The sequence below is a fragment of the Bradyrhizobium sp. 138 genome (genome assembly GCF_023074075.1).
Classification (GTDB): domain Bacteria; phylum Pseudomonadota; class Alphaproteobacteria; order Rhizobiales; family Xanthobacteraceae; genus Bradyrhizobium.
The window spans coordinates 341,600-364,646 of sequence record NZ_JADPKT010000033.1; the positions used below are offsets into that span (position 1 = coordinate 341,600).

Annotated in this window: 23 protein-coding genes; 3 read left to right on the forward strand and 20 right to left on the reverse strand. The window is 64.0% G+C overall.

Annotation, left to right across the window (positions count from 1 at the left end; genetic code table 11):
* Positions 1–4: 4 nt before the first annotated feature.
* From IVA79_RS16830 to IVA79_RS16855, 6 genes are read right to left on the reverse strand one after another with little or no spacing between them, the layout of a single operon-like run.
* Entirely contained in the window at positions 5–895 is an 891-nt protein-coding gene (locus IVA79_RS16830; RefSeq protein WP_247554567.1) for a polysaccharide deacetylase, read from the reverse strand.
* On the reverse strand, positions 882–1,697 hold the full coding sequence (locus tag IVA79_RS16835) for an ABC transporter substrate-binding protein (protein WP_247554569.1): 816 nt from the start codon (positions 1,695–1,697) through the stop codon (positions 882–884). Before IVA79_RS16835 ends, IVA79_RS16830 begins: the two co-directional genes overlap by 14 nt.
* A 13-nt stretch (positions 1,698–1,710) precedes the next feature.
* Positions 1,711–2,475, reverse strand: coding sequence for an amino acid ABC transporter ATP-binding protein (locus IVA79_RS16840; protein ID WP_247554571.1), 765 nt, complete (start codon positions 2,473–2,475; stop codon positions 1,711–1,713).
* Positions 2,472–3,329: an amino acid ABC transporter permease gene (locus tag IVA79_RS16845; RefSeq protein WP_247554574.1), complete on the reverse strand. Its 858-nt coding sequence runs from the start codon at positions 3,327–3,329 to the stop codon at positions 2,472–2,474. Before IVA79_RS16845 ends, IVA79_RS16840 begins: the two co-directional genes overlap by 4 nt.
* Positions 3,326–4,150, reverse strand: coding sequence for an ABC transporter substrate-binding protein (locus IVA79_RS16850; protein WP_247554576.1), 825 nt, complete (start codon positions 4,148–4,150; stop codon positions 3,326–3,328). Before IVA79_RS16850 ends, IVA79_RS16845 begins: the two co-directional genes overlap by 4 nt.
* Positions 4,151–4,185: 35 nt before the next feature.
* Positions 4,186–5,145, reverse strand: a complete 960-nt coding sequence (locus IVA79_RS16855; RefSeq protein ID WP_256465629.1) for an N-carbamoyl-D-amino-acid hydrolase — start codon at positions 5,143–5,145, stop codon at positions 4,186–4,188.
* A gap of 151 nt (positions 5,146–5,296) precedes the next feature.
* On the opposite strand from IVA79_RS16855, the gene IVA79_RS16860 reads away from it, so the two are divergent.
* Together IVA79_RS16860 and IVA79_RS16865 are read left to right on the forward strand one after the other, a co-directional pair.
* A complete protein-coding gene (locus IVA79_RS16860; RefSeq protein ID WP_247554578.1) occupies positions 5,297–6,184 on the forward strand; it encodes a LysR family transcriptional regulator in 888 nt (295 codons plus the stop codon).
* 128 nt (positions 6,185–6,312) lie between these two features.
* On the forward strand, positions 6,313–7,212 hold the full coding sequence (locus IVA79_RS16865; RefSeq protein WP_247554580.1) for a LysR substrate-binding domain-containing protein: 900 nt from the start codon (positions 6,313–6,315) through the stop codon (positions 7,210–7,212).
* 1 nt (position 7,213) lies between these two features.
* Here the strand turns inward: IVA79_RS16865 and IVA79_RS16870 are convergent, their stop codons facing one another.
* From IVA79_RS16870 to IVA79_RS16905, 8 genes are all read right to left on the reverse strand, one after another.
* Entirely contained in the window at positions 7,214–8,686 is a 1,473-nt protein-coding gene (locus IVA79_RS16870; protein WP_247554582.1) for an amidase, read from the reverse strand.
* A gap of 16 nt (positions 8,687–8,702) precedes the next feature.
* Positions 8,703–9,500, reverse strand: a complete 798-nt coding sequence (locus IVA79_RS16875; RefSeq protein WP_247554584.1) for a xanthine dehydrogenase family protein subunit M — start codon at positions 9,498–9,500, stop codon at positions 8,703–8,705.
* A gap of 11 nt (positions 9,501–9,511) precedes the next feature.
* Positions 9,512–11,899: a xanthine dehydrogenase family protein molybdopterin-binding subunit gene (locus tag IVA79_RS16880; protein WP_247554586.1), complete on the reverse strand. Its 2,388-nt coding sequence runs from the start codon at positions 11,897–11,899 to the stop codon at positions 9,512–9,514.
* Between the two features lie 2 nt (positions 11,900–11,901).
* Positions 11,902–12,387: a (2Fe-2S)-binding protein gene (locus IVA79_RS16885; protein ID WP_247554588.1), complete on the reverse strand. Its 486-nt coding sequence runs from the start codon at positions 12,385–12,387 to the stop codon at positions 11,902–11,904.
* 28 nt (positions 12,388–12,415) lie between these two features.
* Complete coding sequence (locus IVA79_RS16890; protein ID WP_247554590.1) at positions 12,416–13,522, reverse strand: ABC transporter ATP-binding protein; 1,107 nt, start codon at positions 13,520–13,522, stop codon at positions 12,416–12,418.
* A gap of 7 nt (positions 13,523–13,529) precedes the next feature.
* Positions 13,530–14,435, reverse strand: coding sequence for an ABC transporter permease (locus IVA79_RS16895; RefSeq protein ID WP_247554592.1), 906 nt, complete (start codon positions 14,433–14,435; stop codon positions 13,530–13,532).
* Positions 14,432–15,316, reverse strand: a complete 885-nt coding sequence (locus IVA79_RS16900) for an ABC transporter permease (protein WP_247554595.1) — start codon at positions 15,314–15,316, stop codon at positions 14,432–14,434. Before IVA79_RS16900 ends, IVA79_RS16895 begins: the two co-directional genes overlap by 4 nt.
* An 80-nt stretch (positions 15,317–15,396) precedes the next feature.
* The gene (locus tag IVA79_RS16905; protein ID WP_247554597.1) at positions 15,397–16,746 is read right to left on the reverse strand and encodes an extracellular solute-binding protein; all 1,350 of its coding nucleotides are present in this window, start codon (positions 16,744–16,746) and stop codon (positions 15,397–15,399) included.
* Between the two features lie 316 nt (positions 16,747–17,062).
* Between IVA79_RS16905 and IVA79_RS16910 the strand changes: the two genes are divergently transcribed.
* A complete protein-coding gene (locus IVA79_RS16910) occupies positions 17,063–17,923 on the forward strand; it encodes an alpha/beta hydrolase (protein ID WP_247554598.1) in 861 nt (286 codons plus the stop codon).
* A gap of 123 nt (positions 17,924–18,046) precedes the next feature.
* Here the strand turns inward: IVA79_RS16910 and IVA79_RS16915 are convergent, their stop codons facing one another.
* From IVA79_RS16915 to IVA79_RS16940, 6 genes are all read right to left on the reverse strand, one after another.
* Complete coding sequence (locus IVA79_RS16915) at positions 18,047–18,400, reverse strand: Rieske (2Fe-2S) protein (protein WP_247554600.1); 354 nt, start codon at positions 18,398–18,400, stop codon at positions 18,047–18,049.
* Positions 18,372–19,076 (reverse strand): ABC transporter ATP-binding protein, encoded by a 705-nt coding sequence (locus tag IVA79_RS16920; RefSeq protein ID WP_247554602.1) that lies wholly within the window; start codon positions 19,074–19,076, stop codon positions 18,372–18,374. Before IVA79_RS16920 ends, IVA79_RS16915 begins: the two co-directional genes overlap by 29 nt.
* Positions 19,069–19,851, reverse strand: coding sequence for an ABC transporter ATP-binding protein (locus IVA79_RS16925; RefSeq protein WP_247554603.1), 783 nt, complete (start codon positions 19,849–19,851; stop codon positions 19,069–19,071). The genes IVA79_RS16920 and IVA79_RS16925 overlap by 8 nt, the downstream gene beginning before the upstream one ends.
* On the reverse strand, positions 19,851–20,897 hold the full coding sequence (locus IVA79_RS16930) for a branched-chain amino acid ABC transporter permease (RefSeq protein WP_247554605.1): 1,047 nt from the start codon (positions 20,895–20,897) through the stop codon (positions 19,851–19,853). Before IVA79_RS16930 ends, IVA79_RS16925 begins: the two co-directional genes overlap by 1 nt.
* Positions 20,894–21,766 (reverse strand): branched-chain amino acid ABC transporter permease, encoded by an 873-nt coding sequence (locus IVA79_RS16935; protein WP_247554607.1) that lies wholly within the window; start codon positions 21,764–21,766, stop codon positions 20,894–20,896. Before IVA79_RS16935 ends, IVA79_RS16930 begins: the two co-directional genes overlap by 4 nt.
* Before the next feature lie 70 nt (positions 21,767–21,836).
* Positions 21,837–22,991 (reverse strand): ABC transporter substrate-binding protein, encoded by a 1,155-nt coding sequence (locus IVA79_RS16940; RefSeq protein ID WP_247554609.1) that lies wholly within the window; start codon positions 22,989–22,991, stop codon positions 21,837–21,839.
* Positions 22,992–23,047 lie beyond the last annotated feature (56 nt).

Here is a 23,047-nt window from a genome sequence, read left to right on the forward strand (position 1 = left end):
CTGATCAGCGCGATTGACCCGCGGCTTCGTGGTGCTGGAAGTTTGCTGCGATCGCCGCCCCGGTCGTGATCCACAGGTCTGGACAGGATTTGGCGTAGGTCAGGAACTCGCGGAGCAGACGGAGCCGCATCGGACGGCCGCTGCATTGCGGATGCAGCACGGTGGTCACCATCGCGCCCCAGTCGCGGACCTCGTCAAGCTCGTCCTTCCAGATCGAAAGCACGTGCTCCTTGGGGAAGATCGAGCGCGGGCTGAACCGCGCCGAGAGGCCGTGCATCCAGTCGTCATAGCTCGCGGTGACCGGCAACTCGATCGTGCCGGGCTTGCCGTCCGCGAGGCGATGGCGATAGGGCCGGACGTCGTCGCGGAACGACGAGGTGTAGACGATGCCATGCCGGACCAGCGCGCGGCGCAGCTCCTCCGTGAACTCGCCATAGGGTGCGCGATAGCCGATCGGCTTGACGCCGAGCCGGCGCTTCAGCACCTCGAACCCCCGCTCCAGTTCCTCCTCGATCCAGGGATCGCCGGGGTCGGGCAGCAGATGGTGGTAGCCATGATGGCCGATCTCATGGCCTGCCTTGAGGATGGATTCCGCCATCGCGGGATGCGCGTCGACCGACCATCCCGTAACGAAGAACGTCGCCTTCAGGTCGAGCTGATCGAGCAGCTCCAAAAGCTTCGGCGTACCGACGCGCGCCTCATAGCCGCCATAGCTCATGGTGATCAGACGCTGTGCGTGGACGGCGTCCTTACTGGTCCAGGCGCTTTCCGCGTCGACGTCGAACGACAGGAACATTGCCGACGTCCACGGCTTCGGCCAGGGGTAGTTCGGCGCCGGGTCCGCGGTGTTCGCCGGAACGAGCGGGATGCTCTGGAGGGCCTTACTGTCCAGCATTGATGGTCGCCTTCTCTACGCCGTTGTCGCTCAATTTCCACTTTGCAAGCAGGCTGCGGTAGGTGCCGTCGGCGATCAACGCATCGAGCGCCTCTACAAAGGCCTGCTGCAGTGCCTTCTCCCTGACCGGCAACGCGATCCCGGTGAACTGCGCCGCGATCGGGTGTCCGACCGGCGCATAGGCGCCGGGTTCCTGGTCCATGATGTAGGGCAGCGTCTCATTGCCCTGGACCGCCGCGTCGATCCGCCCCTGCTTCAGTTGCGTGCGCGCGTCGGCGGACCCTTCCGTGCCGACGAATACGATCGCGTTGCTGCCGCAATGCGCCGTGCTCCACGCCGCGATCTGATCCGGAAACATGGTGCGGCGGCTGGCACCGACCTTCTTGCCGCACAGCGCCGCCATGTCCTTGAACTCGGCCTCACGCGATTTCTGTACAAAGAACTGCGGGCCGCTGCGCAGATAATCGACGAAGGTTGCCGTCTCATGCCGCGTCGCATAGTCGGTAAAGCCCGACAGGATCGCATCCACCCGCCCGGACGAGATCGACGGCATGAACTGCGCGAAGCTGGTCTCTTCCCACTCCAGCTTGACGCCGAGCTTGCGGCCGAGCGCCTCGCCGAGATCGACGTCGAATCCAGCCAGCGCATTGGTGGCGGGATCACGGAACTCCATCGGCGGATAGTTCGGCACGATCGCGACCTTGATGCCGCCGCGCTTCGCAATCTCCGCCGGCAGCTCGATCGCAAAGGCCGGCCCGGCCAGCACCAATCCAAGTACGCCTGCCATAATCAGCCTGATCATCAACTTTCCCCCATCAAATCACCGCAGCCAGAAATGCCTGTGTGCGCGCCTCGCGCGGCGCCCCGAGAACGTCAGCGGCGCGCCCAGACTCCAGGATCACGCCATGGTCCATGTAGACGACGCGATCAGCGACCTCGCGGGCAAAGCCAAGCTCATGTGTCACAACCATCATGGTCATACCGCTTTGCGCGAGTTCCTTCATGACCGACAGCACTTCGCCGACGAGCTCGGGATCCAGCGCGCTGGTCGGCTCGTCGAACAGCATCAGCATCGGCTTCATCGCCAGTGCGCGCGCGATCGCCACGCGCTGCTGCTGACCGCCTGAGAGCTGCGACGGATAGGAATCTGCTTTCGTCGCAAGCCCGACCCGGCGCAGCAACTCGGTCGCCTCGGCACGAACCTCGTCCGGCGGGCGGCCTTGCACTTGCACCGGTCCTTCCGTGATGTTCTCCAGCGCCGTCTTGTGCGGAAACAGGTTGAAGCGCTGGAACACCATCCCGGTTTTCAGCCGCTGGCGCGCGATCTGCCGCTCGGTCAGGCGGCGCAGCTTGCCACGCTCTTCGCGCACGCCGAGCAGTTCACCGTCCAGCCAGATGCCGCCGCTGTCGATCACGGTGAGCTGGTTGACACAACGAAGCAGCGTCGTCTTGCCCGAGCCCGACGCACCGATCAGGCAGAGCACCTCGCCGGGCCACACGTCGAGCGAGACATTCTTGAGAGCCTGGAACTCTCCAAAGGCCTTGCTGACGGAGCGGATCGCAACGAGGGGTTTCGTCATCGGTTGATCCGTGCCGTTCCACGCGCAAAGCGGCGCTCGAGCAGCATCTGCAGCGGGGTCAGGATCGACACCACCAGCAGATACCAGCAGCCGGCGACGATCAGGAGCTCGATGACGCGCGAATTGGCATAGTAGATATTCTCGGCGTTATGCAGCACCTCGGGATACTGGATCACGCTGGCGAGCGAGGTCGCCTTCACCATGCCGATGAATTCATTGCCGAGCGGCGGGATCACCACGCGCATCGCCTGCGGCAGGATGATCCGCCGCAGCGCGCGGAGCCGGCCCATCCCGATCGCCTGCGCCGCTTCATATTGCCCGGCATCGACCGACAACATGCCGGCGCGCATCACCTCCGACGTGTAGGCGCCCTGATTGATGCCGAGTCCGAGCAGCGCTGCGAGGAAGGGAGTCATGACGTCGACGGCGCGTGCCGTCCACAGGCCGGGAACACCAATGGTCGGAAACACCAGTGCGAGATTGAACCAGAGCAGCAATTGCAGGATCAGCGGCGTGCCACGGAACAGCCAGGTGTAGCCTGCAGCGACCGACTTCAGCACCGGATTGGGTGACAGCCGCATGATCGCCACGACCACGCCGAGGATGATGCCGAGCGCCATGGCGAACACCGCCATCACCATGGTGTTGACGATGCCCTCGAGGATCACCTTCGCGGTCAGGAAGCGGCTGACATAGGACCATTCGATCTGGCCGGCGGCAAAGGCACGGGCGATGGCCGCCAGTACCACGACGATCGCGGCCGCAGCCAGCCACCGCCGCCAGTGGATCTCCCGCGCGATCTGCATCTGTGAGAGATCGGGAAAGTCTTCCGCCAGAGTCGGGCCCACCCTCATTGGGGCGCCGCATTCATCATCGGCTTGGCGACGGCATTCGCTCCCAAGCCAAATTTGTCGAGGATCTTCTTGTAGGAGCCGTCAGCGATCATCGCCGCAAGATGCTCCGTCACCACCTCGCGCAGCGCAGCATCGCCCTTGCGGAACATGATGCCCTGATAGCCGAGTGCGAAGGGCTCGCCGACAACACGGTACTTGCCTGTCTCCTGCTGCTGGGCATAGGGCAGCGTCTCGCTGCCCTGCACGGCGGCGTCGATGCGGCCCTGCTTGAGCTGGTTGCGAACGTCGATCGAGTTCTCGCCCGGAACATACTGAATGGCCGCCTTGCCCGCAGCCTCGCAGTTCTGCTTGCTCCACTTCTCGATCTCGACCGGGAAGCTCGTGCTGCGCGTGGTGCCGACCTTCTTGCCGCAGAGGTCGGCGGCGAGCTTTGCCTCATGCCCCTCCAGAACGAAGAACTGCGGTCCGGTGGCCAGGTAGTCGATGAAATCGGCGGTCTCGCGCCGTGAGCTACGGTCGGAAATGCCGCTGATGATGAAATCCGCGCGCTTGGTCTGCAGCGACGGGATGAGTTCGGCGAACGGCGTTTCGCTCCAGACGATTTTGACGCCGAGCCGCCTGGCAAGTTCATTGGCCAGATCGATGTCGAGGCCGACGAGTTCGTTCGTCGCGGGATCACGGTACTCCATCGGGGCATAGGTCGAATTGACCGTCAGCTTCAATGTACCGGTCTGCTTGATCTCCGCCGGCAGTTCGGCCGCCCGCACAGAGGCGGCAGCAGCGAACGCGGCAAGGCCGAGGAAAAGCGAGAGGCGTGTCATGTCAGCTCCTTTGCCAACGCGCGACTGGCCGCATGTCAGTCCATATCGAGAACGGCCGGCTCGACCACGCCGGCGCGTTCAGTGATCATCCTGTATTGCTCGGGCCGCCGGTGGGCGGCGAAATTGAACATCTTGTCCTTGCCCTGGCGGCAGAGATCGAGATCGATGTCGGCAACAACGACCTCGTCCGCCAGTGTCTTCGCCTGCGCGACGATCCTGCCGTTCGGATCGACAATGCATGAGCCTCCGATCAGGCCAGAGCCATCTTCCTCGCCGGCCTTCGCTACCGCAATCGCCCAGGTCGCGTTCATGTAGGCATTGGCCTGTGCGACCAGCGTCGAATGGAAGGTGCGCAGTGCCGCGTCCTCGGTGGCGCCGCCGTTCGGGTCATAGGCCGCCGAATTGTAGCCGATGCAGACCAGCTCGACTCCCTGCAGGCCCAGCACGCGCCAGGCTTCCGGCCAGCGGCGATCGTTGCAAATCATCATGCCCATGATGGCGTGGCTCCACGCCGACCCCGCGCGGAAGGCGGGAAAGCCGAGATCGCCATATTCGAAGTAGCGTTTTTCCAACTGCTGGTAGCGCGCGCCCGGCCGCGGTTCGACCGATCCAGGCAGATGCACCTTGCGATATCGGCCCATGATCTCGCCGCTGTCGCCAACTAGGATCGCACAATTGTAGCGACGGCCATCCGGGGTAAGCTCGGCATAGCCGACATAGAAGCCGACGCGCAGTTCGCAGGCTCGGTCGAATAGCGCCTGGACGGCCGGATTCGGCATGCCGCGCTCGAAATACTGATCGAGCCCATCGTCTTCGAGCAGCCAGCGTGGAAAGAAGGTCGTGAAGGCGAGTTCGGGAAACACCACCAGCCGCGCCCCCCGCCCGGCCGCCTCATCGAGCAACCGGAGCATGCGATCAAGCGTGTGCGCGCGGGCATCAGCTCTTTGCGTCGGCCCCATCTGGGCAGCGGCAGCACGAAGAACGCGAGTCAACATTGCCTCCAAATGATGCGGATTGCTGCCTCGATAGGCGGACCGATATTCCCTCGGCAGCGCTCATTCCGCACCGCATTACAAGAAATGAGAGCGGCATTGGCAATCACTCGTGCTATGATATTTTCGGCCAGACTATAACGGGCACGAATAGATGAACCTGCGCCAACTCGAAATCTTGCGTGCGGTCGTTCGGCACCGGACGACAGTCGCAGCAGCCGGGGAGCTGTCGCTGTCACAGCCGGCGATCAGCAATGCGTTGAAGGCGATGGAGACGCAGGCGGGCTTCGCCTTGTTCGAGCGCGTCAACAACCGCCTGTTTCCGACCGCCGAGGCGATGGCACTCTACAAGGAAAGCGAGACGATTTTTGCGCTGCATGCCAAGCTGGAAAGCCGCGTCCGCGATCTCAGGGAATGTCGCACGGGGCATCTGTCGATCGTCGCAACGCCGCCGTTGGCTTACAGCATCATCCCGCCCGCATTGTCGGACTTCCTGCGCCGACGGCCGCAGACGCGGATGTTCTTCGACGTTCGCCGCTATGAGGGCATCATCGAGGGGCTCCTGAGCCGGGTCGCCGAGCTCGGCTTCGTGCTCGGCTTCTCCCATCATCCGGGCATCGCGCATGAACTGGTACACACCGGCGAGATGGTCTGTGTCATGCCGCCGCAGCATCCGCTGGCGGATCGCGCGGTGATCGCCGCATCCGATCTCGTCGATCTCCCCTTCATCGGGCTCGAGCGCGGAACGCAATTGGGTGAAGCCGTGCGTGCGAGTTTTGCTTCGGCCGGCGCTCCATTCCAGCCAACCGTCGAGGTGCGATACTGCAACACCGCCTGCGTGCTCGCCGCAGCAGGCGTCGGCGCGGCGGTGGTGGATCCGTTCTCGCCGCATCAGGCTGGCAGTCAAGAGTTGGTCATACGCCCCTTCCTTCCCGTAACACCTGCGCTGGCATACATGCTGTGGTCCGAAGCGGAGCCGCTCTCGCGTCTTGCAAGAGCGTTCCTCGACGAAGTGCGCCGAGCAAGCCGACAGCTGGAATGATCAGGGACCGTTCCGGAGGACGGAAATCGGCGAACGGACTCTGATCGACCGGTCTGGCTCGTCCTATCAGCGCAGGGTCCGTGCGCTAGCATGGGTTTTGCATAAATACCGGGCGACATGGACGCCGCATGAACCTCATCAGTCTCGACATCCGCATGCTCCGGTCGCTGATCTCAGTGGTCGAGACCGGCAGTATCACCGAGACCGCGCGCCGGCTGGGCCGCACCCAGCCGGCGATTACGCTGCAGTTGCAGCGGCTGGAGGAACTGACCGGCAAGCAATTGTTCGAGCATGGCGGCCGCAGGTTGACCCTGACCGATGACGGCACCACCGTCCTCACCTATGCCAAGTCCATCCTGAGGTTGCATGACGAGCTGATCTCGCAACTTGCGTCGCAGGAAATCGAGGGGCAGGTCGTACTCGGCACGCCCGACCTCTATGCCGCCTTCATGCTGCCGCAGATTCTCAGCGTGTTCCGAAAATCCTTTCCACGCGTCCAGGTCGAGCTCAATTGCGCGTTGTCGACCCCGCTGGTCGGCCTCGTCAAGCGCGGCGACGTCGACATCGCGCTCGTCACCCGCATGAACGATTTCACCGGCGGTCAGGTGGTGCGGCGCGAGCAGCTGGTCTGGATGACCGGCGAGCAATCCGCCGCCCATCAGGAGCGTCCGATTCCGCTGGCTCTCTTGCCACCCGGCAACATCTATCGCGACTACGCCATCGACACGCTCGAGCGCGCGGATTTGCGCTGGCGTATCGCCTGCGTCAGCGAAAGCGTCGGCGGCCTCCAGGCCGCCGCTTTCGCGGGCATGGCCGTAACAGTGCTCGGACGCAGCGCGCTGGTGCCGGCGATGCGTGAGATCGGCCCCAACGAGGGACTGCCTCCGCTGCCGAAGATCGAGCTGCTGCTCTACAAATCGAGCGGCGCGACCTCGAAGGCGGCGACCGCCCTGCACGATTATCTCGCGCACTATCTGCGCCTCGACGAAGAGCTCAGCGGCCGCGGAGCGCCGATTGAGCTGTCCTAGCTTAGGCCCTCTGGCCTAGCGCCAGCTGCGGCCAGAACTTTGCCCAGGGCTGCGCCGCCTCGAACGCGGCCGCGATGCGGAAGATCGTGGGCTCGTCGAGCCAGGGCGCCACGATCTGAAGCCCGATCGGCATTCCATCGCGATCGAAGCCACAAGGCAGCGTTGCCGCCGGAAGGCCCGCGAGATTGATCGGCCAGGTGAAGGGCGACCAGCCGAGATGCGGATCGACCCTGCTGCCGTCGATCGTGCCGACACCGATGTGGCCGGCTTCGAAGGCGGTCACCGCGACCGTCGGCGTCACCAGCGCATCGACGCGCTCGAACAATTTTAAAAACCCGTTGCGTGCCTGGCCGCGCCGGTAGCTGGCTTCGATATAAACGGTACCGCTGTAGTGTCGGCCAGCCGCAATGACATCGCGATACTCGGCTTCGGAATCTGCAAGATCGACCGCAGTCTTGGTTGCGACCGCTGCCGCCTGTTCGGTGAAGGCGATCGGCTTCAGCGTGTGCTCCAGGATGCCGGGATCGAGGCCCGGACCATCCATCGTGACCTGCGCGCCGCAAGCATCGAGAATGGCAAGCGCCTTGCCGAACGCCGCGCGCACGTCAGGGCTGACGGCGGCATAACCGAGATCGACGCTGGCGCCGATGCGGATGCCGTTCAGCGGGGCCGCGTTCGCATCGAACCGTCGCGGCGCGACCGGTAGGCTGGCAGGATCGCGCAGATCGTAGCCGGCGATGATTCCCAGCGTGAGCGCAGCGTCGGCCACCGTGCGTGTGATCGGCCCGGTATGGGCGAGCGAAGCCCAGGATGGCGGCGAGAAGCCGGGTGAGCGCGGCACGAGGCCAAACGTCGGCTTCAAACCGAAGACGCCGCAGAAAGACGACGGCACACGGATCGAGCCGACGCCGTCGGTGCCGATCGCGATCGGGCCGCAGCCGGCCGCAACGCCCGCCGCCGCGCCGCCGCTCGATCCACCGCTGGTGCGGCCGGGATTCCAAGGGTTTCGCGTGATGCCGGTGACGGGGCAGTCCGCGGTCAGCTTGTAGCCGGCCTCGCAGGTCGTGGTCTTGCAGGTGATGATCGCGCCGGACGTCTTCAGCGCCGAAACCACGGCGGCATCGACGTCGGGCACGAACGCCTTATTCATCGGCGAGCCAGCATAGGCCGGAACGCCCGCAACGAAGACAAGATCCTTGATCGTGACAGGCACGCCGGCGAGCGGTCCCTTGGACTCGCCCGCGCGCATCTCCCTGGTAATACGATCGGCCTCCGTCCTCGCCTGCTGGTACATCGGCGTCACCACCGTGTTGCAGGTCTCGTTTGTTGCCTCTAACGCGGCGACGGTGTCATCGACGACATCGCGCGGGGTGAAGGCCTTGCGCCGGTAGCCGGCCATGATCTCGGTTGCAGAAAGCGCGCCAAGGCCAGTCGGCGCCGGCGGAAAGGCCGTTCGGCCGGAACCATCAGTCATCATCAACCCTAAAGAGCTAGCTGAGCGCCGCGTCGACGGCGCGCTTGGCCATGACCGTGACGAGATGCGCACGGTAGTCGGCTTCGGCGTGAATGTCGGAGGTGAGACCGTCAGTGTCGATCTTGATCGCCGCGATCGCGGATGGACCGAAATTGCCCGAGAGCGCCGCCTCCATCGGTGCCACACGGAATACGCCCGCCCCCGCGCCCGTGACGGCAACCCGAACGCCATCGGTGAATTTGGCGACGAACACGCCGACCAGCGCATAGCGCGAGGCCGGAGCCTTCAACTTCGCATAGCCCGCCCTCAACGGCACGGGAAAGCGAATCGCCGTGATGATCTCGCCGGGTTCAAGCGCGGTCTCGAACAAGCCGAGAAAGAACTTGTCGGCGGCAATCTCGCGCATGCTGGTGACGATGGTGGCGCCGAGACCGAGCACGCCGGCCGGATAGTCGGCCGCCGGGTCATTGTTCGCGACCGAGCCGCCGATGGTGCCGCGGCTGCGCACGGCGGGATCGCCGATCATCGAGGCCAGCGCAGCAAGCCCGGGGATTTTTGTTTGCAGGAGCTTCGAGGCAGCCACCACGGCATGCGGCGTCATCGCACCGATCGTGATCGTGGCGCCGTCGTCGGTGATACCTCTGAGATTTTCGAGCCTGGAGAGATCGACCAGCGCGACCGGACTGGCCAGTCGCTGCTTGAGCGTCGGGATCAACGTCATGCCGCCGGCCACGAGCTTGCTGTCCTCGATCGAACTCAAGAGCTTGGCCGCATCGGGGAGCTGGTCCGGCTGGTGATAGGCAAACGGTTTCATGGTGGTCCTCCCTATTCCGCGGCGACCGGAAGCGACGCGTTCTGCAGCAGGCGCCAGATCCGGTTCGGTGTCGCCGGCATGTCGACATGGGTGACGCCGAGATGCGACAGCGCATCGACCACCGCATTGATGATGGCGGCCGGCGAGCCGATGGTGCCGACCTCGCCGCAGCCCTTCACGCCCATCGGCGTGTGCGTGCACAGCGTGGAGTGCGTCGCAACCTTCATCATCGGCAGATGGTCGGCGCGCGGCATGCAGTAATCCATCAGCGATCCCGACAAGAGCTGGCCAGAGCCCTCGTCATAGACCGCGTTCTCGAACAGCGCCTGGCCGACGCCCTGCACGATGCCGCCGTGCAGTTGGCCTTCGACGATCATAGGATTGATGACAGTGCCGACATCGTCAACAGCGGTGTAGTTGAGCAGCGTCACTGTGCCCGTCTCCGGATCGACCTCGACCTCGGCGATGTGGCAGCCGCCGGGATAGGTGAAGTTGACGGGGTCGTAATAGGCCTGTTCCTCCAGTCCCGGCTCCAGCACCTCGAGCGGATAATCGTGCGGCACGTAGGCGGCGCCCGCGATCTCCTCGAATGTCTTGCCGCGATCGGTGCCCGCGACCGAGAATTTTCCACTTTCGAACTGGATATCGACCTCGGCGGCCTCGAGCAGATGCGCAGCGATCTTCTTGCCCTTGGCGATCACCTTGTCGGTCGCCTTCGACAAGGCAGCGCCGCCGACCACCAGCGAACGCGAGCCATAGGTACCCATGCCAAACTGCACGCGGTCGGTATCGCCGAACACGATATCGACATTCTCGAAGGCCACACCGAGCTTTTCCGAGACGATCTGCGCGAACGTCGTCTCATGGCCCTGACCATGGTTGTGGGTGCCGATCATCACCGTCACCTGGCCGGTCGGATGCACACGCACCGTGGCGCTCTCATAGAGGCCGCCGCGCGCCCCCAGCCGCCCTGCGAAACGCGAGGGCGCAAGGCCACAGGCCTCGACATAGGTGGAGTAGCCGAGCCCGCGGAACTTGCCCTTGCTGGCGGACGCCGCCTTGCGGATTCCGAAATTCTTGACGTCGGCGGCCACTAGCGCGCCATCGAGGCAGCCCATCGGATCGCCAGAATCGTACTGCACCAGCACCGGCGTCTGGTAGGGATAGGCCTCCTTCGGGATCATGTTGCGGCGGCGGATCTCGACGCGGTCGATCCCCATCTCGCTGGCTGCGACATCGACGATGCGCTCCAGTACGAAAGTCGCCTCGGGTCGGCCGGCGCCGCGATAGGCATCGACCGGCACGGTGTTGGTGAAAACGACCTTCACGTTGCAGTAGATCGCGGGCGTCGTGTAGACACCGCCGAGCAGCGGCCCATAGAGATTGGTCGGGATGTTCGGCCCGAAGGTCGAGAGATAGCCGCCCATATTGGCCAGCGTCTTGACGCGGAAGGCGAGGAATTTCCCGGTCTCGTCGAGCGCGAGCTCGGCCTCCGTGACGTGATCGCGGCCGTGGCGGTCGGAAACGAATCCCTCCGAGCGACTCGCCACCCATTTCACCGGCCGTCGCACGCGCCTCGCCGCCCAGGTGATCACGGCTTCCTCGCCGTAGTGGAACTGCTTGACGCCAAACCCACCGCCGACGTCCGGCGCCACCACGCGCAACTTGTGCTGCGGGATGTTCAAAACCAGCGCGCCCATCAGAAATCGCACGACGTGCGGGAACTGGCTGGTGGTCCACAGCGTGAAGCGATCTGTGCCGGGCTCGTATTCGGCGATCGCCGCACGCGGCTCCATGGGATTGCCGATCAGGCGATTGTTGACGAGACTGAGCTTTGCGACATGCGCCGCCTTCTTGAACGCGGCTTCGACGGCGGCCTTGTCGCCGAGCTCCCAATCGCAGCAAATGTTGTTCGGCACGTCGGCGAACAATTGTGGCGCGTCTAGTCTGACGGCTTCCAGCACACCGACAACGGAGGGCAGCACTTCGTAATCGACCTTCAAGAGTTCGGCCGCCTCATCGGCCTGCTCCGGCGTCTCCGCGACGACGAAAGCGACCATATCGCCGACGAAGCGCACCTTGTCCTGGGCCAACATCGGAAACGGCGGCTCCTTCATCGGCACGCCTTTGGCGTCCGTGATGCCCCAGCCGCAGGGCAGCGAGCCCAGGCCATCGTCGGCCACGTCATCCCCGGTCAGGATCGCAATCACGCCCGGGGCCGCCAGTGCCGCGCTCTTGTCGATGGCTCGCAGGACCGCATGTCCGTGGGGCGAGCGCACGAACACGCCCGCCGTCATGCCGGGTCGCTTGATGTCGGAGACGTAGTTGCCGCGGCCAGTCAGGAAGCGCTGGTCCTCCTTGCGCTTCGGTGCAGCGCCGATACCGATCACATTGCCCATGATCACTCTCCCTTGGCGGCGTTCATGGCGGCAGCGCCTGCCAGCACCGAGACGACGATGTTCTGATAGCCGGTGCAGCGGCAGATATTACCTTCGAGCCCATGACGGACATCGGCCTCCGTCAGGTTCGGGTTCTCCGCTGCAAGCGCGACGGCAGTCATCAGCATGCCGGGCGTGCAGAAGCCGCATTGCAGGCCGTGATGCTCGCGAAACGCCTCCTGCATCGGATGCAGCCGGTTCGAGCCAGGCGCCCCTTGCAGACCTTCGATGGTGAGCAGGTTCGCGCCATCGAGGGCAGGCGCCAGCAACGTGCAGCTCTTCACCGGCAAGCCGTTGAGATGCACCACGCAGGCGCCGCACTGGCTGGTATCGCAGCCGATATGAGTACCTGTCAGGTTGAGCTGCTCGCGCAGCAGCTCGACCACGAGCGTCGCAGGCTCGACATCGACAGTGGTGGAGCGTCCGTTGAGTGTGAACGATATCTGCACGATCAAGCTCCCTATGCGCGACGGGTCTCTAGGCAAGTGGAAGTGCGCTGCCAGTGGCCCATGTGGCCACCACGACATCGCCGATGGTGAAGGGATCCGCGAAGAAGGTCTTTTCCGGCACGTAGGCGATAAACTCGTCGTCCGGCACGGTGTCCAGCATGACCTTGACGAAATAGCCCTGGTATTCGATCGCGAGCACCCGGCTCGGCAGCGACGTGGTGCAGCCGGGCGGCAGCTCCTTTCCCGGCCGCACCAGCGCGACGTCGTCGCGACGTACCGCGATATCGACCTTGTCGCCGACATTGATCGAGGAGCGCGCCTGAAGCGGCACCTCGATGCCATCAGGCGCGGCCTGCGCCAGCGTAAAGCTCGCGCCGTTGACCTTCTCGACGCAGCCCGACAGCACGTTCTGGCCACCCATGAACTCGGCCACATAGCGATCATGCGGATGCGCGTAGACCTCGCGCGCCGCTCCCGCCTGCTTGATCCTGCCCTGCTCCATCACCACCACAAGGTCGGCGAGCGCGATCGCCTCGAGTTGGGTGTGGGTGACGTGGATGAAGGTGATGCCGAGCTCCTGCTGCATCCGCCGCAGCTCTTGCCGCATCTGGACGCGGAGCTGCTCGTCGAGCGCCGACAACGGCTCGTCGAGCAAAAGCACGCGCGGTTCGGTGATCGCGGCGCGCGCCAGTGCCACCCGCTGCTGCTGACCGCCGGACAGCTGCGCCGGTAGGCGGTCGGCGAATTGCGTCAGCCGCACCTTCTCGATCATGGCATCGGCGGCGCGCAGCCGATCCGTCTTGGACATGCCACGCACGCGTAGCGCAAAGGCGATGTTCTCGCGCACGGTCAGATGCGGGAACAGCGCGTAGGACTGGAACATCATCGCGGTACGACGCTGCACCGGCGCAAGCCCGACGACGTTCTGGCCGCCAATCACGATCTCGCCCGCGGTGGGATCTTCGTGGCCTGCGATCATACGCAAGATCGTGGTCTTGCCGCAGCCGGACGGACCGATGAAGCAGCAATAGGCGCCGTCGGCGATCTTCAGATTCACGCCGTCCACGACGTTCGTAACGCCGTCAAAGCTCTTGCAGACGCCCGCCAGTTCGATATCGCCGCGATCGCTCTTCATTCCCCACTCAACCCTTTGCGCTGCTACCGCGCTTCTTCTGAATCAACACGATGCTGCCCAGGCTCGCGCCGATGACGATGAAGGAGATGACGGTCGTCACTGTGCCCAGCGCGTAGAGCGAAGGCGAGGTGACGTTCAGCGTCATGCTCCAGATCTCGAGCGGCAGCGTGTTGAGCGAACCAGCGGTCTGGAGGCTGCGGGCGAATTCGTCGTAGGACAGTGTGAAGCCGAACAGCACCACCGCGACCAGGCCGGGCGCGAGCACCGGGATCATCACCAGCCGGATCGACTGCCAGCGGCCGGCGCCGAGATCATAGGCCGCCTCCTCCCAGACGTGATCGAAGCGCGACATCACCGCGAACATCACGAGCACGCCGAACGGCAGCGTCCAGGATAGCTGCGCGCCCAGCGCCGAGGTGTACCAGCTTGCATTCAGTCCGAGCGCCTGGAACAGCAGGCCGGTGCCAAGGCCGAGCACGAGACCCGGCGCGACCAGGCTTCCGATCATCATGTAGAACACGGCGGTGTCGCCGCGAAAGCGCTTGCGGAAGCCGAGCCCGGCGAGAAACGAGACCACCACCGTGATGATGGTGACGATGACCGCCAGCTTGATCGAGCGGTCGAACGACCCCTTCACGTCGCCGGTCCGCACCTGGGTAAAAAGGTCGACGAACCAGTGCAGCGACTGGCCCTTCATCGGGAAGACGAGCCCGCCGCGGATATCCTGGAACGACAGGATGTAGATGCAGAACATCGGGCCGTAGAGTGCGAGAACATAGAGGGAGAACAGCGTCGCCAGCACGTAGAACGTCCAGGGACGACCGCCCTTGCTCGGCGCGATCGCCTTGGTCGTGGCGGGCGCGACCGACTTGGACATGTCGGTTTTGGGCATGTCGGTGAGAACTGCGCTCATCGCGCGATCTCCTGCCTGATGTCGACGGTACGCAGGATCAGCGAGACGACCGCGACCAGCACCAGCGTCAGCAGCACGGCGCTTGCGGCCGCGGTCGGATATTGCAGCACGCCGACATCCTCGTAAAACGCGCTGACCACAGAGGCCGAGCCGCCACCGGACATCACCTTGACCACGAAGAAATCGCCCATCACGATCGAGACCACGAAGATGGTGCCGAGCGCGATGCCGCTCTTGGACATCGGCACCACGATCAGGCGCATGATGTCGAAACGGCTGGCACCGGCGTCGATCGCGGCCTCGATCAGCTTCTTGTCGATCCGCGCCATCGAATTGAAGATCGGCACGATCATGAAGATCGTGAGCTGGTGGACATAGGCGATGACCACCGCGAGGTCGGAGAACAGCAGCACTTCGAGCGGCGCGCGGATCACGCCCAGTCCCAGCAGCGCCTGATTGATCAGGCCTTCTTTGCCGAGCAGCGGGATCCAGGAAATCATCCGGATGATGTTCGAGGTCCAGAACGGCACGGTGCACAGCAGAAACAGGCCGATCGCGAGCAGCTGGCTGCGGACGTGAAACACCAGGAAATAGGCGACGAAAAAGCCGATGACCAGGGTGAAGATCCAGGTCAGCACCGTGAACTTGATCGTCGCCAGATACAGCTTCAGCGTCAGCGCCGAATGCAGCACCTCGACATAGCTCGCCAGCGTGAAACCCGGCGTCAGCCCGCCAAAGCCGTCGGTGGCGAAGAAGCTCGCGAGCAGCACGACCAGGATCGGCGCCACGAAGAACGGCACGAGCACCAGGACCAGCGGCGACACATAGAGCCAGCCGGCAAGATTGGCGCGTGGCGGAGTTTGAGCTGGACTTGGCTGCATAGCGGCAGACGCCTCGAAGTCGATCTTCTCGCACCGGCGCGTCCCCGCGCCGGCGCTACGCTACGTGAGGGAAGCAGGTTTCACGCCACCTTGAAATCGTTCCAGCGCTTGTTCATGTAGGCCGCCTCGTCCATCAGCGTGTTCCAGCAGGAGATGTTCTTGACGCGATCGAGGAAGGAGCCGCCGTCGCGCTTGGTGCCGGTCTTCTCCATCGGCACACCGTAGGGATCGTTGACCACCTCCGGCGCGGGCTGGCCCTCGTACCAGAACGCCCATTCGGCGGGAGTGAGAAATTTCTTCGCGGTCGACGGCACCGGGCTGTAATATCCGTAGCGCGCGACGAAGCCGCCCTGCCAGCCGGAGAGATACCAGTTGAGGTATTCATAGGCCGCGTCGAGCTTCTTGCCGGAGAGATGCTTCATCAGGCCCATGCCGTTGCACCAGCCGCGATAGCCTTCCTTGCCGTTCTTGACGTTCACCGGCGCGTAGACGCAGGGGATTTCCTTGACGCGGACCGCGGCAACCGCCGGCGACCACATCGACTGGATGACCACTTCGCCCGCAGCCATCAGCTGCACCGACTGGTCGAAGGTGGTCCAGGTCGCGCGGAACTGGCCCTGCTTCTTCAGCTCGATTAGCTTGTTGCAGGTGAAGTCGATCTCCTCTTTGGTCATGTTGCCCTTGTTGCCGTACTTGATCAGTCCGGCGCTTTCGAAGCAGAGCGCAGCGTCCATGATGCCGATCGCGGGCACGTCGAGGATCGCGGCCTTGCCCTTGAATTTTGGATCGATCAGATCCTTCCACTCGGTCACGTCATGGCCGACGAGGTCAGGCCGGTAGCCGATGGAGTCGGCGTTGTAGACCTGCGGCAGGAACGTCGCCCACTCCGTGATGCCGTCGTTCAAGTCGGTCGCGTCGGGCTTGGCGATGTACATGGCCTCATAGGGCGAGATGCCCTGGCGCGGGATCTTGTGGCCGTCGATCTCGCCCTTGGTGAAGATCGGCAGGATATTGTCGAACTCCTTGATCTTCTTGACTTCGATGCCCTGGATCACGGAGCGCTTGGCGGCCAGCTTGGCCTGCCAGCCCTCGAGATCGGCGATATCGACTGTATTGGGCTGGCTTATGAAACGGTTGATGGCAGCCGAAGTGTCGAGGTTCTGCATCGTCACCTTGAAGCCGAGATCCTTGGCGGCCTGGTCGCCGATCGCCTTCACCACGGAATAGGAGACGCCGACATGGCGCAGCTCGATGTCCTTGATCTCCTGCGCCCAGATGGTCGGAAATCCGCGGATCGCATCCGAACCCGCGGCTGCGCCCGCAACGGCCGCCGCACCCTTCAACAGCGTGCGCCGGCTCAACTTTTTCGTCATCTTCACGTCCGTTCCAGCCGGACTGAACGTGGACGTTCCCTTAGCCCCATCAGGCATGGCAACCCTCATTGGTTACGATGAACGCCGCACCGATCGCCATTGACCGGCTGCGGATGTGATCAGTTGCGCGTGAGGCTAGGGTCAGGATTTTGCGAAGTAAAATTGGAAGTAACAATTCACGGCATAAGCGCCACTAATGGCTCCATCCTCTGCACTTCATCTCGGCAGGCAGCTCAGGATGGCAGCAGGCAGATGCGATCGCGATGAACAGAAGAGTCGCTGATCTTGCACTTCTGCGCTCACAAGATTTCTCTTGCCGTCCGGTGCCCACATCGATTTCTTGCTCGTGTAACCATCTTATGCCGGAGACCACATGGTTGAAGATAGCCGTTTGCTGAACCGTCCCCTCGATCCCCGTACCAGGTGGTCCGCGCTGTCCAAGGCGGAACGCGATGCTGCCTATGACAACAACGCGGCCGTCAAGAACAGCGCGGCCCTGATCGCCGAGCGCAACGAGGCTTCTAGCCGGCTGCGAGGCACGCTGAAATCCCATCTCGACCTGCCTTACGGTGAGCGCGCGAACAACAAGATCGACCTCTACCCGGCAGCGAAGCCCGATGCGCCCTGCCTGGTGTTCCTGCACGGCGGCTATTGGCAGCGCAATTCCCGCGAATTGTTCGCGATGCTGGTCGAAGGCGTTGCCGCGCATGGCTGGTCGGTCGCCATTCCCGGCTATTCGCTGGCACCGGAGGTGTCTCTCACCGACATCGTCGCCGAAATCCCGCGTGCACTCGACTGGCTCGCCGCGCATGGCGCATCCTACGGCATCGCCGGGCCGGTTGTGCTGTCGGGCTGGTCCGCAGGCGCCCACCTCGTCGCGATGGCGCTGGACCATCCGCGCGTCCATGCCGGGCTGGCGATATCCGGTGTCTACGATCTCGCGCCGATCCGCGACACCGGTCTCAACAACGCGCTGAAGCTGACGGACGAGGAAATCGCCAAGCTCTCGCCGCTGCGGCTGCCGGTGACGCAGAAGCGGCTGGATATCGCCTATGGCAGCAACGAGCTCCCGGCGCTCGTGCTCGATTCAATCAATTTCCATGACAAGCGCGCGGCCGCACTGGCGCCCGGCAAGCTCATCCCGGTCGAAGGGGCCGACCATTTCACCATCCTCGAGGCGCTGCGGCGCCCTGACGGACGCCTGGTTGACGCCGCTCGGCGACTGCTGGACTAAAAAACGCGAAAACAACCCCATGCACAGTAGAGACGCCATTGTTTTCAAAGGCAAATTTTTGAAGGCAAATCGGCACCACCGGCTGCTTTGACACGTCGGGCAAAACAGGGGGCGATGATGGCATCATCGCTCCGGTTGCCGCTCCTGCGCCTCGATCCAGATCTGCTCGCCCGTAATCCGCACCGGATGGAGCCGCAACGGCGGGCTTGGCCATCCCGCAGTCATCGTCCCGTCGCGCAAGTCGAATGATGCCGCATGGCGCGGGCAATAGAGCCGCCCCGCCGCCACGCGTCCCAGACCGAGATCCGCCTGTTCATGCGGGCACGCACGTTCGCAGGCGACGACATGGCCCTCGTTCCAGATCACGAGCAGGTCGCGCCCGGCGACGCGAACGATCGTCTCCGCCTTCAGCCGGTCGAGATCGCAGACCGGAATCCACCCGGCCGCATCACCCACCGAGATAGGCCTTCCGCACATGCTCGTTCTCGATCAACTCGGCGCCGGCCCCGGACAGCACGATGCGGCCGTTCTCGAGCAGATAGGCATGATCGCACATCTCCAGCGCTGCGAACGCGTTCTGCTCGACCAGCAGCACCGTGGTGCCGGCATCGCGGATGCCACGGATGATCGCAAAGGTGCGCTCGACGATGTTGGGCGCGAGCCCGAGCGAGGGCTCATCGAACATGATCAATCGCGGCCGCGACATCAGCGCCCGCCCGATCGCGAGCATCTGCTGCTCGCCGCCGGACAGCGTGCCCGCCGCCTGCCGGCGCCGCTCGGCAAGCCGCGGAAATTCCGTGTAGATGCGATCGCGATCGGCCGCGATCTCGCCTGAACCACGACGGAGGTAGGCCCCCATGTCGAGATTTTCCTCGACGCTCATGTGCGGGAACACCCGCCGCCCCTCCGGGCAATGCGCAATCCCACTCGCCAGCACGCGCGGAGGCCTCGCCCCGGTGATGTCGATGCCCTCGAACCGCATCTGCCCTGCGCGCGGCGGCACCAAGCCTGAAATCGCGCGCAGCGTCGTGCTCTTGCCGGCGCCATTGGCGCCAATCAGGGCGACGAGCTGACCGACCTTCACGTCCAGCGAGATCCCGCGTAGCGCCGTGACGCCGCCATAGCTGCACACCATGTCGCGGATCTCAAGCACGCGCAGCTCCATGTCCGAGATAGGCCTCGATCACCGCCGCATTGTTGCGGATCTCGTCCGGGGTCCCCCCCGCGATGATGCGGCCGTAGTTCAGCACCACGATACGATCGGACACCGTCATCACCATCGGCATGTCGTGCTCGACCAGCAGGATCGTGATGCCGCGGTCGCGGATGCTGCGGATCAGCTCGACAAAGCGGTGCGTCTCCGACGCGTTCATGCCCGAGACCGGCTCGTCGAGCAGCAGCATCGAGGGCTCCGCCGCGAGCGCCAGCGCGACACCGACCAGGCGCTGCTCGCCATAGGAGAGCGAGCCGGCCGCATCATGGGCGAGGCGTTCGAGACCGACCCACTCGATCAACTCGCTCGCCCGCTGCCGCAGCCTGCGCTCGGAGGCGCGCGCGCCGGGCAGCCCAAGGATGGCGTCGAGCAACCGCACCCTGCCCTGGCGGTGCAGCCCGATCAGGAGATTGTCGTAGACGGTGTCGTTGGGGAAAACGCTGGTACGCTGGAAAGTGCGGATCAGGCCGAGATCGGCGATCTCGTGCGGCTTCAATCCGGTGAGCGTGATGCCCTGGTAGGTGACGCGGCCTGCGCTCGGCGTCAGGAAACCTGTCATGACGTTGAAGGCGGTGGTCTTGCCGGCACCGTTCGGCCCGATCAGGCTGACGATCTCGCCCTCGCCAACGGTAAAACTCATGTCGGAGATCGCGACCAGCCCGCCGAAACGGACCGCGACCTGTTCGATCGTCATGGCAATGCTGCGCGCCATCATCACGCCAGCTCCTTGGCGCCGGTTTCAGTGAGCGCCACCGGCGCCAGCACCGGCGTGCGGCTCCCTCGCCGGCCAAATCGCTGTGCCAGCGAAGGCACGATGCCGCGCGGCAATACGAACAGGATCGCCATCAATACGCCGCCATAGGCAATCCATTGCGCTTCCGGCGCCATGACCGGCCGCAAGGCGACCGGCAGCAGCCCGAAGATCATGCCGCCGACAACGGGCCCGGCCAGCGAACCCTTGCCGCCGCTGATGACCATGATGACCATGGTGACGGTGTTGATGAAGGCAAAGACTTCAGGATCGATGATCCGGATGTAGTGCGCATAGAGGCTGCCGGCCGCGCCCGCGATCGCCGCCGAGATCACCGCGGCAATCGTGAGCGTCTTGGTCACGTCGATGCCGACCGAGACGGCGAGCGTCTCGTTCTCCATCAGCCCACGCATGGCGCGGCCGAAATGGGAATGAACAAGGCGCGCGATCAGGAGATAGGCGATGAGCGCCACCACCAGCACGAGGTAGTAGTTCTGCATCTTGGTGCGCAGCGTGAGCTCACTGAGGCCGGGCAACGGCAGCGCGACGGATGGAATGTTGGTCAGCGCCAGCGGTCCCTGCGTCAGCTCGACCCAGTTCAGCGCCACCAGCCGAACGACCTCGGCAAAGGAGATCGTCACGATGACGAAATAGGCGCCGCGAACGCGGAACGAGAGCAGCCCGACGAAATAGCCGCACAATCCGGCGACCAGGATCGCGAGTACGAAGCCCATGATTGGCGGCCATGGTGCGTGGACCAGACGAAACCCTCCGGGCAGGCCGACGTCGAAGCCGAGCGATGTCAGCGCGCTGACATAGGCGCCGATGCCGAAGAAGGCGATATGGCCGAGGCTGAGCTGGCCCGTGAAGCCGAGCAGCAGATTGAGGCTCATTGCGCCGATGACGAAGATGCCCGTCGTGATCAGCGCATTGAGCAGATAAGGATCGCGCAGCCAGAGCGGGACCGAAGCAAGCGCAGCAACGGCGAGAATGGTGACGACGATCCTCATCCGACGCGCTCCGCGCGTGCGAACAGGCCGGTCGGCCTAAAGATCAGGACCGCGATGATAATCAGGAAACCCATGGCGTCACGGTAGCCGGACGAGACATAGCCGGCACCAAGCTCCTCGGCCAAGGCCAGAATGAAGCCGCCGATCACCGCGCCGGAGATGTTGCCGAGCCCACCGAGGATGACGATGGCGAAGGCTTTGACCGCGGCAAGGTCGCCCATTTGCGGGAAAATCACGTAGACCGGCCCGAGCAGTGCGCCGGCGGCGGCGGCAAGGCTCGAGCCGATCGCAAAGGTCGAGGTGTAGATCATGTCGACATTGACGCCCATCAGCGAGGCCGTGTCGTGGTCCTGGAACGTCGCCCGCATCGCGCGGCCGAGACTGGTCTTGTTGATCAGCAGGTACGTCACCACGATCAGCAGCGCCGCGGCGGCAAGGACGAACAGGCGCAGCCAGGACACGGACACCGGTCCGAGCACCAGCGGCGCCTCGGGAAACGGCGTTGCCACCGATTTGGCGACGCCGCCCCAGATCCACAGCGCCCCCGACTGCATCGCGATCCAGGCGCCGATCATGACCAGCATCGTGGTGTCGATGTCGGAGCCCCGCAGCGGTCGCAGCAGGGTCAGCTCGATCGCCGCCCCGAGCAGCCATCCGGCCAGCACGGCCACCGGCAATGCGAGGAAGAAATTTAGCCCGAGCTGCTGCACCACGATGAACATGACGTAGGCGCCGAACGTGTAGAGCACGCCATGCGTGAAGTTCACGACGTTCATGATGCCGAAGATCAGCGTCAGCCCGATGCCGAGCAGCGCATAGGTGCCGCCGAGCACGAGCATGTTGACCAGATGCTGGAGAAATTCGCTCAAGGCCGCTCCCGAATGATCTAAATGCCGGCGGGGGCCGCGATGCGCCGCCCTCGCCTCGTGTGAAGCGGCACTAGAGGCTCTTCATCTCGATCTTGCCGTCGTTGATTTCGATGAGATAGACGTTCGGCTGGCTCTGACCGCTCTCCTTGCCTTCCGGGCCAGACTTGCGGAACACGATATCGCCGTTGAGCCCCTTCACCTTGATGTCCCAGAACGCCGCCTTGATCGCCGCGGGCTCGGCCTTGCCCGCCTTCTCGATCGCCGCGGCCGCAGTGCGGATGCCGTCATAGCCGCGAAAGCTCTCGGTACAGCCGGCGAACTCGAAGCCCCGCTTCTTCCATTCCGAGATAAAGTAATTGGTCGCTTCGGGGTTCGGCGTCTTGTCGGGGAACCACGGCAGGAACGTCGTCAGATGCATGGTCCCGTTGGCGGCAGCTCCGGCTTGCGCGATGATCTGGTCCGGATTCTGCGAGCCGCCGGTGGTGATGATGCGCTTCTTCAAGCCGAGTGCAGCGGCCTGCTTGAAGATCAGGGTGAGCTGGTCGACGGCGGTGGTGACGATGACCGTCTCGGAATCCGAGCTCTTGATCTTGGAGAGCTGCGCGCTCATGTCCTGCGCGCCCTGGTCCATGGTTTCGACCAGGCCGACGCCGATGCCCTTATCCTTCATCATCTTGCTGAAATCCTCGGCGGTGCCGCGGCCCCAGTCGTTGTTGATGACGAGGAAGTCGACCTTCTTCAGGGCAAGCTTGTCGACGATGCCCTTGAAAGCGGCGGCTTCGACCGCCGAAGGCGGCGAGATGCGGAAGATGAAGGGGTTTCCTGTCGTCGTGATCTTGCCCGAGGACGAGGTCTCCACCACCATCGCCGTCTCGTACTCCATCAGCTTTGGCATCACCGCAAGCGTCAGGCTCGAACCCCAGGCGCCCATCAGCACCGGCACCTTGTCGCTGGTGATGAGCTTTTCGGCGACGGCGGCGGCCTCGGTCGGGTTGCTCTTGTTGTCCTCGATCACCAGCTCGATCTTCTTGCCGAGCACGCCGCCCTTGGCGTTGATCTCGTCGGCGGCGATTTTGGCGCCATTGACGACGTAGGTGCCGGAGGCTGCGAAGGCGCCGGTGAGCGGCTCGTTGACGCCGATCTTGATGGTCTGCGCCTGTGCGGCGCCGCCGACCAAGGCCGTCGCCAGCGCGATTGTCCCAACCAATCCGAGTGCTCGTGTCATGTGTCTCTCCAAATCCCACGCTGTTGATGTCTAGTCAGTCCAGGCTTCGTCACGTC

Coding starts and splice junctions, on each gene's coding strand:
- IVA79_RS16930 (WP_247554605.1), bottom strand. CDS start 20,897: ATGAGGATCGTCGTCACCATTCTCGCCGTTGCTGCGCTTGCTTCGGTC.
- IVA79_RS16840 (WP_247554571.1), bottom strand. CDS start 2,475: ATGACGAAACCCCTCGTTGCGATCCGCTCCGTCAGCAAGGCCTTTGGA.
- IVA79_RS16830 (WP_247554567.1), bottom strand. CDS start 895: ATGCTGGACAGTAAGGCCCTCCAGAGCATCCCGCTCGTTCCGGCGAAC.
- IVA79_RS16940 (WP_247554609.1), bottom strand. CDS start 22,991: ATGACACGAGCACTCGGATTGGTTGGGACAATCGCGCTGGCGACGGCC.
- IVA79_RS16845 (WP_247554574.1), bottom strand. CDS start 3,329: ATGAGGGTGGGCCCGACTCTGGCGGAAGACTTTCCCGATCTCTCACAG.
- IVA79_RS16860 (WP_247554578.1), top strand. CDS start 5,297: ATGAACCTGCGCCAACTCGAAATCTTGCGTGCGGTCGTTCGGCACCGG.
- IVA79_RS16910 (WP_247554598.1), top strand. CDS start 17,063: ATGGTTGAAGATAGCCGTTTGCTGAACCGTCCCCTCGATCCCCGTACC.
- IVA79_RS16915 (WP_247554600.1), bottom strand. CDS start 18,400: ATGTGCGGAAGGCCTATCTCGGTGGGTGATGCGGCCGGGTGGATTCCG.
- IVA79_RS16895 (WP_247554592.1), bottom strand. CDS start 14,435: ATGAGCGCAGTTCTCACCGACATGCCCAAAACCGACATGTCCAAGTCG.
- IVA79_RS16900 (WP_247554595.1), bottom strand. CDS start 15,316: ATGCAGCCAAGTCCAGCTCAAACTCCGCCACGCGCCAATCTTGCCGGC.
- IVA79_RS16925 (WP_247554603.1), bottom strand. CDS start 19,851: ATGATGGCGCGCAGCATTGCCATGACGATCGAACAGGTCGCGGTCCGT.
- IVA79_RS16890 (WP_247554590.1), bottom strand. CDS start 13,522: ATGAAGAGCGATCGCGGCGATATCGAACTGGCGGGCGTCTGCAAGAGC.
- IVA79_RS16855 (WP_256465629.1), bottom strand. CDS start 5,145: ATGTTGACTCGCGTTCTTCGTGCTGCCGCTGCCCAGATGGGGCCGACG.
- IVA79_RS16875 (WP_247554584.1), bottom strand. CDS start 9,500: ATGAAACCGTTTGCCTATCACCAGCCGGACCAGCTCCCCGATGCGGCC.
- IVA79_RS16865 (WP_247554580.1), top strand. CDS start 6,313: ATGAACCTCATCAGTCTCGACATCCGCATGCTCCGGTCGCTGATCTCA.
- IVA79_RS16835 (WP_247554569.1), bottom strand. CDS start 1,697: ATGATCAGGCTGATTATGGCAGGCGTACTTGGATTGGTGCTGGCCGGG.
- IVA79_RS16850 (WP_247554576.1), bottom strand. CDS start 4,150: ATGACACGCCTCTCGCTTTTCCTCGGCCTTGCCGCGTTCGCTGCTGCC.
- IVA79_RS16870 (WP_247554582.1), bottom strand. CDS start 8,686: ATGACTGATGGTTCCGGCCGAACGGCCTTTCCGCCGGCGCCGACTGGC.
- IVA79_RS16880 (WP_247554586.1), bottom strand. CDS start 11,899: ATGGGCAATGTGATCGGTATCGGCGCTGCACCGAAGCGCAAGGAGGAC.
- IVA79_RS16905 (WP_247554597.1), bottom strand. CDS start 16,746: ATGCCTGATGGGGCTAAGGGAACGTCCACGTTCAGTCCGGCTGGAACG.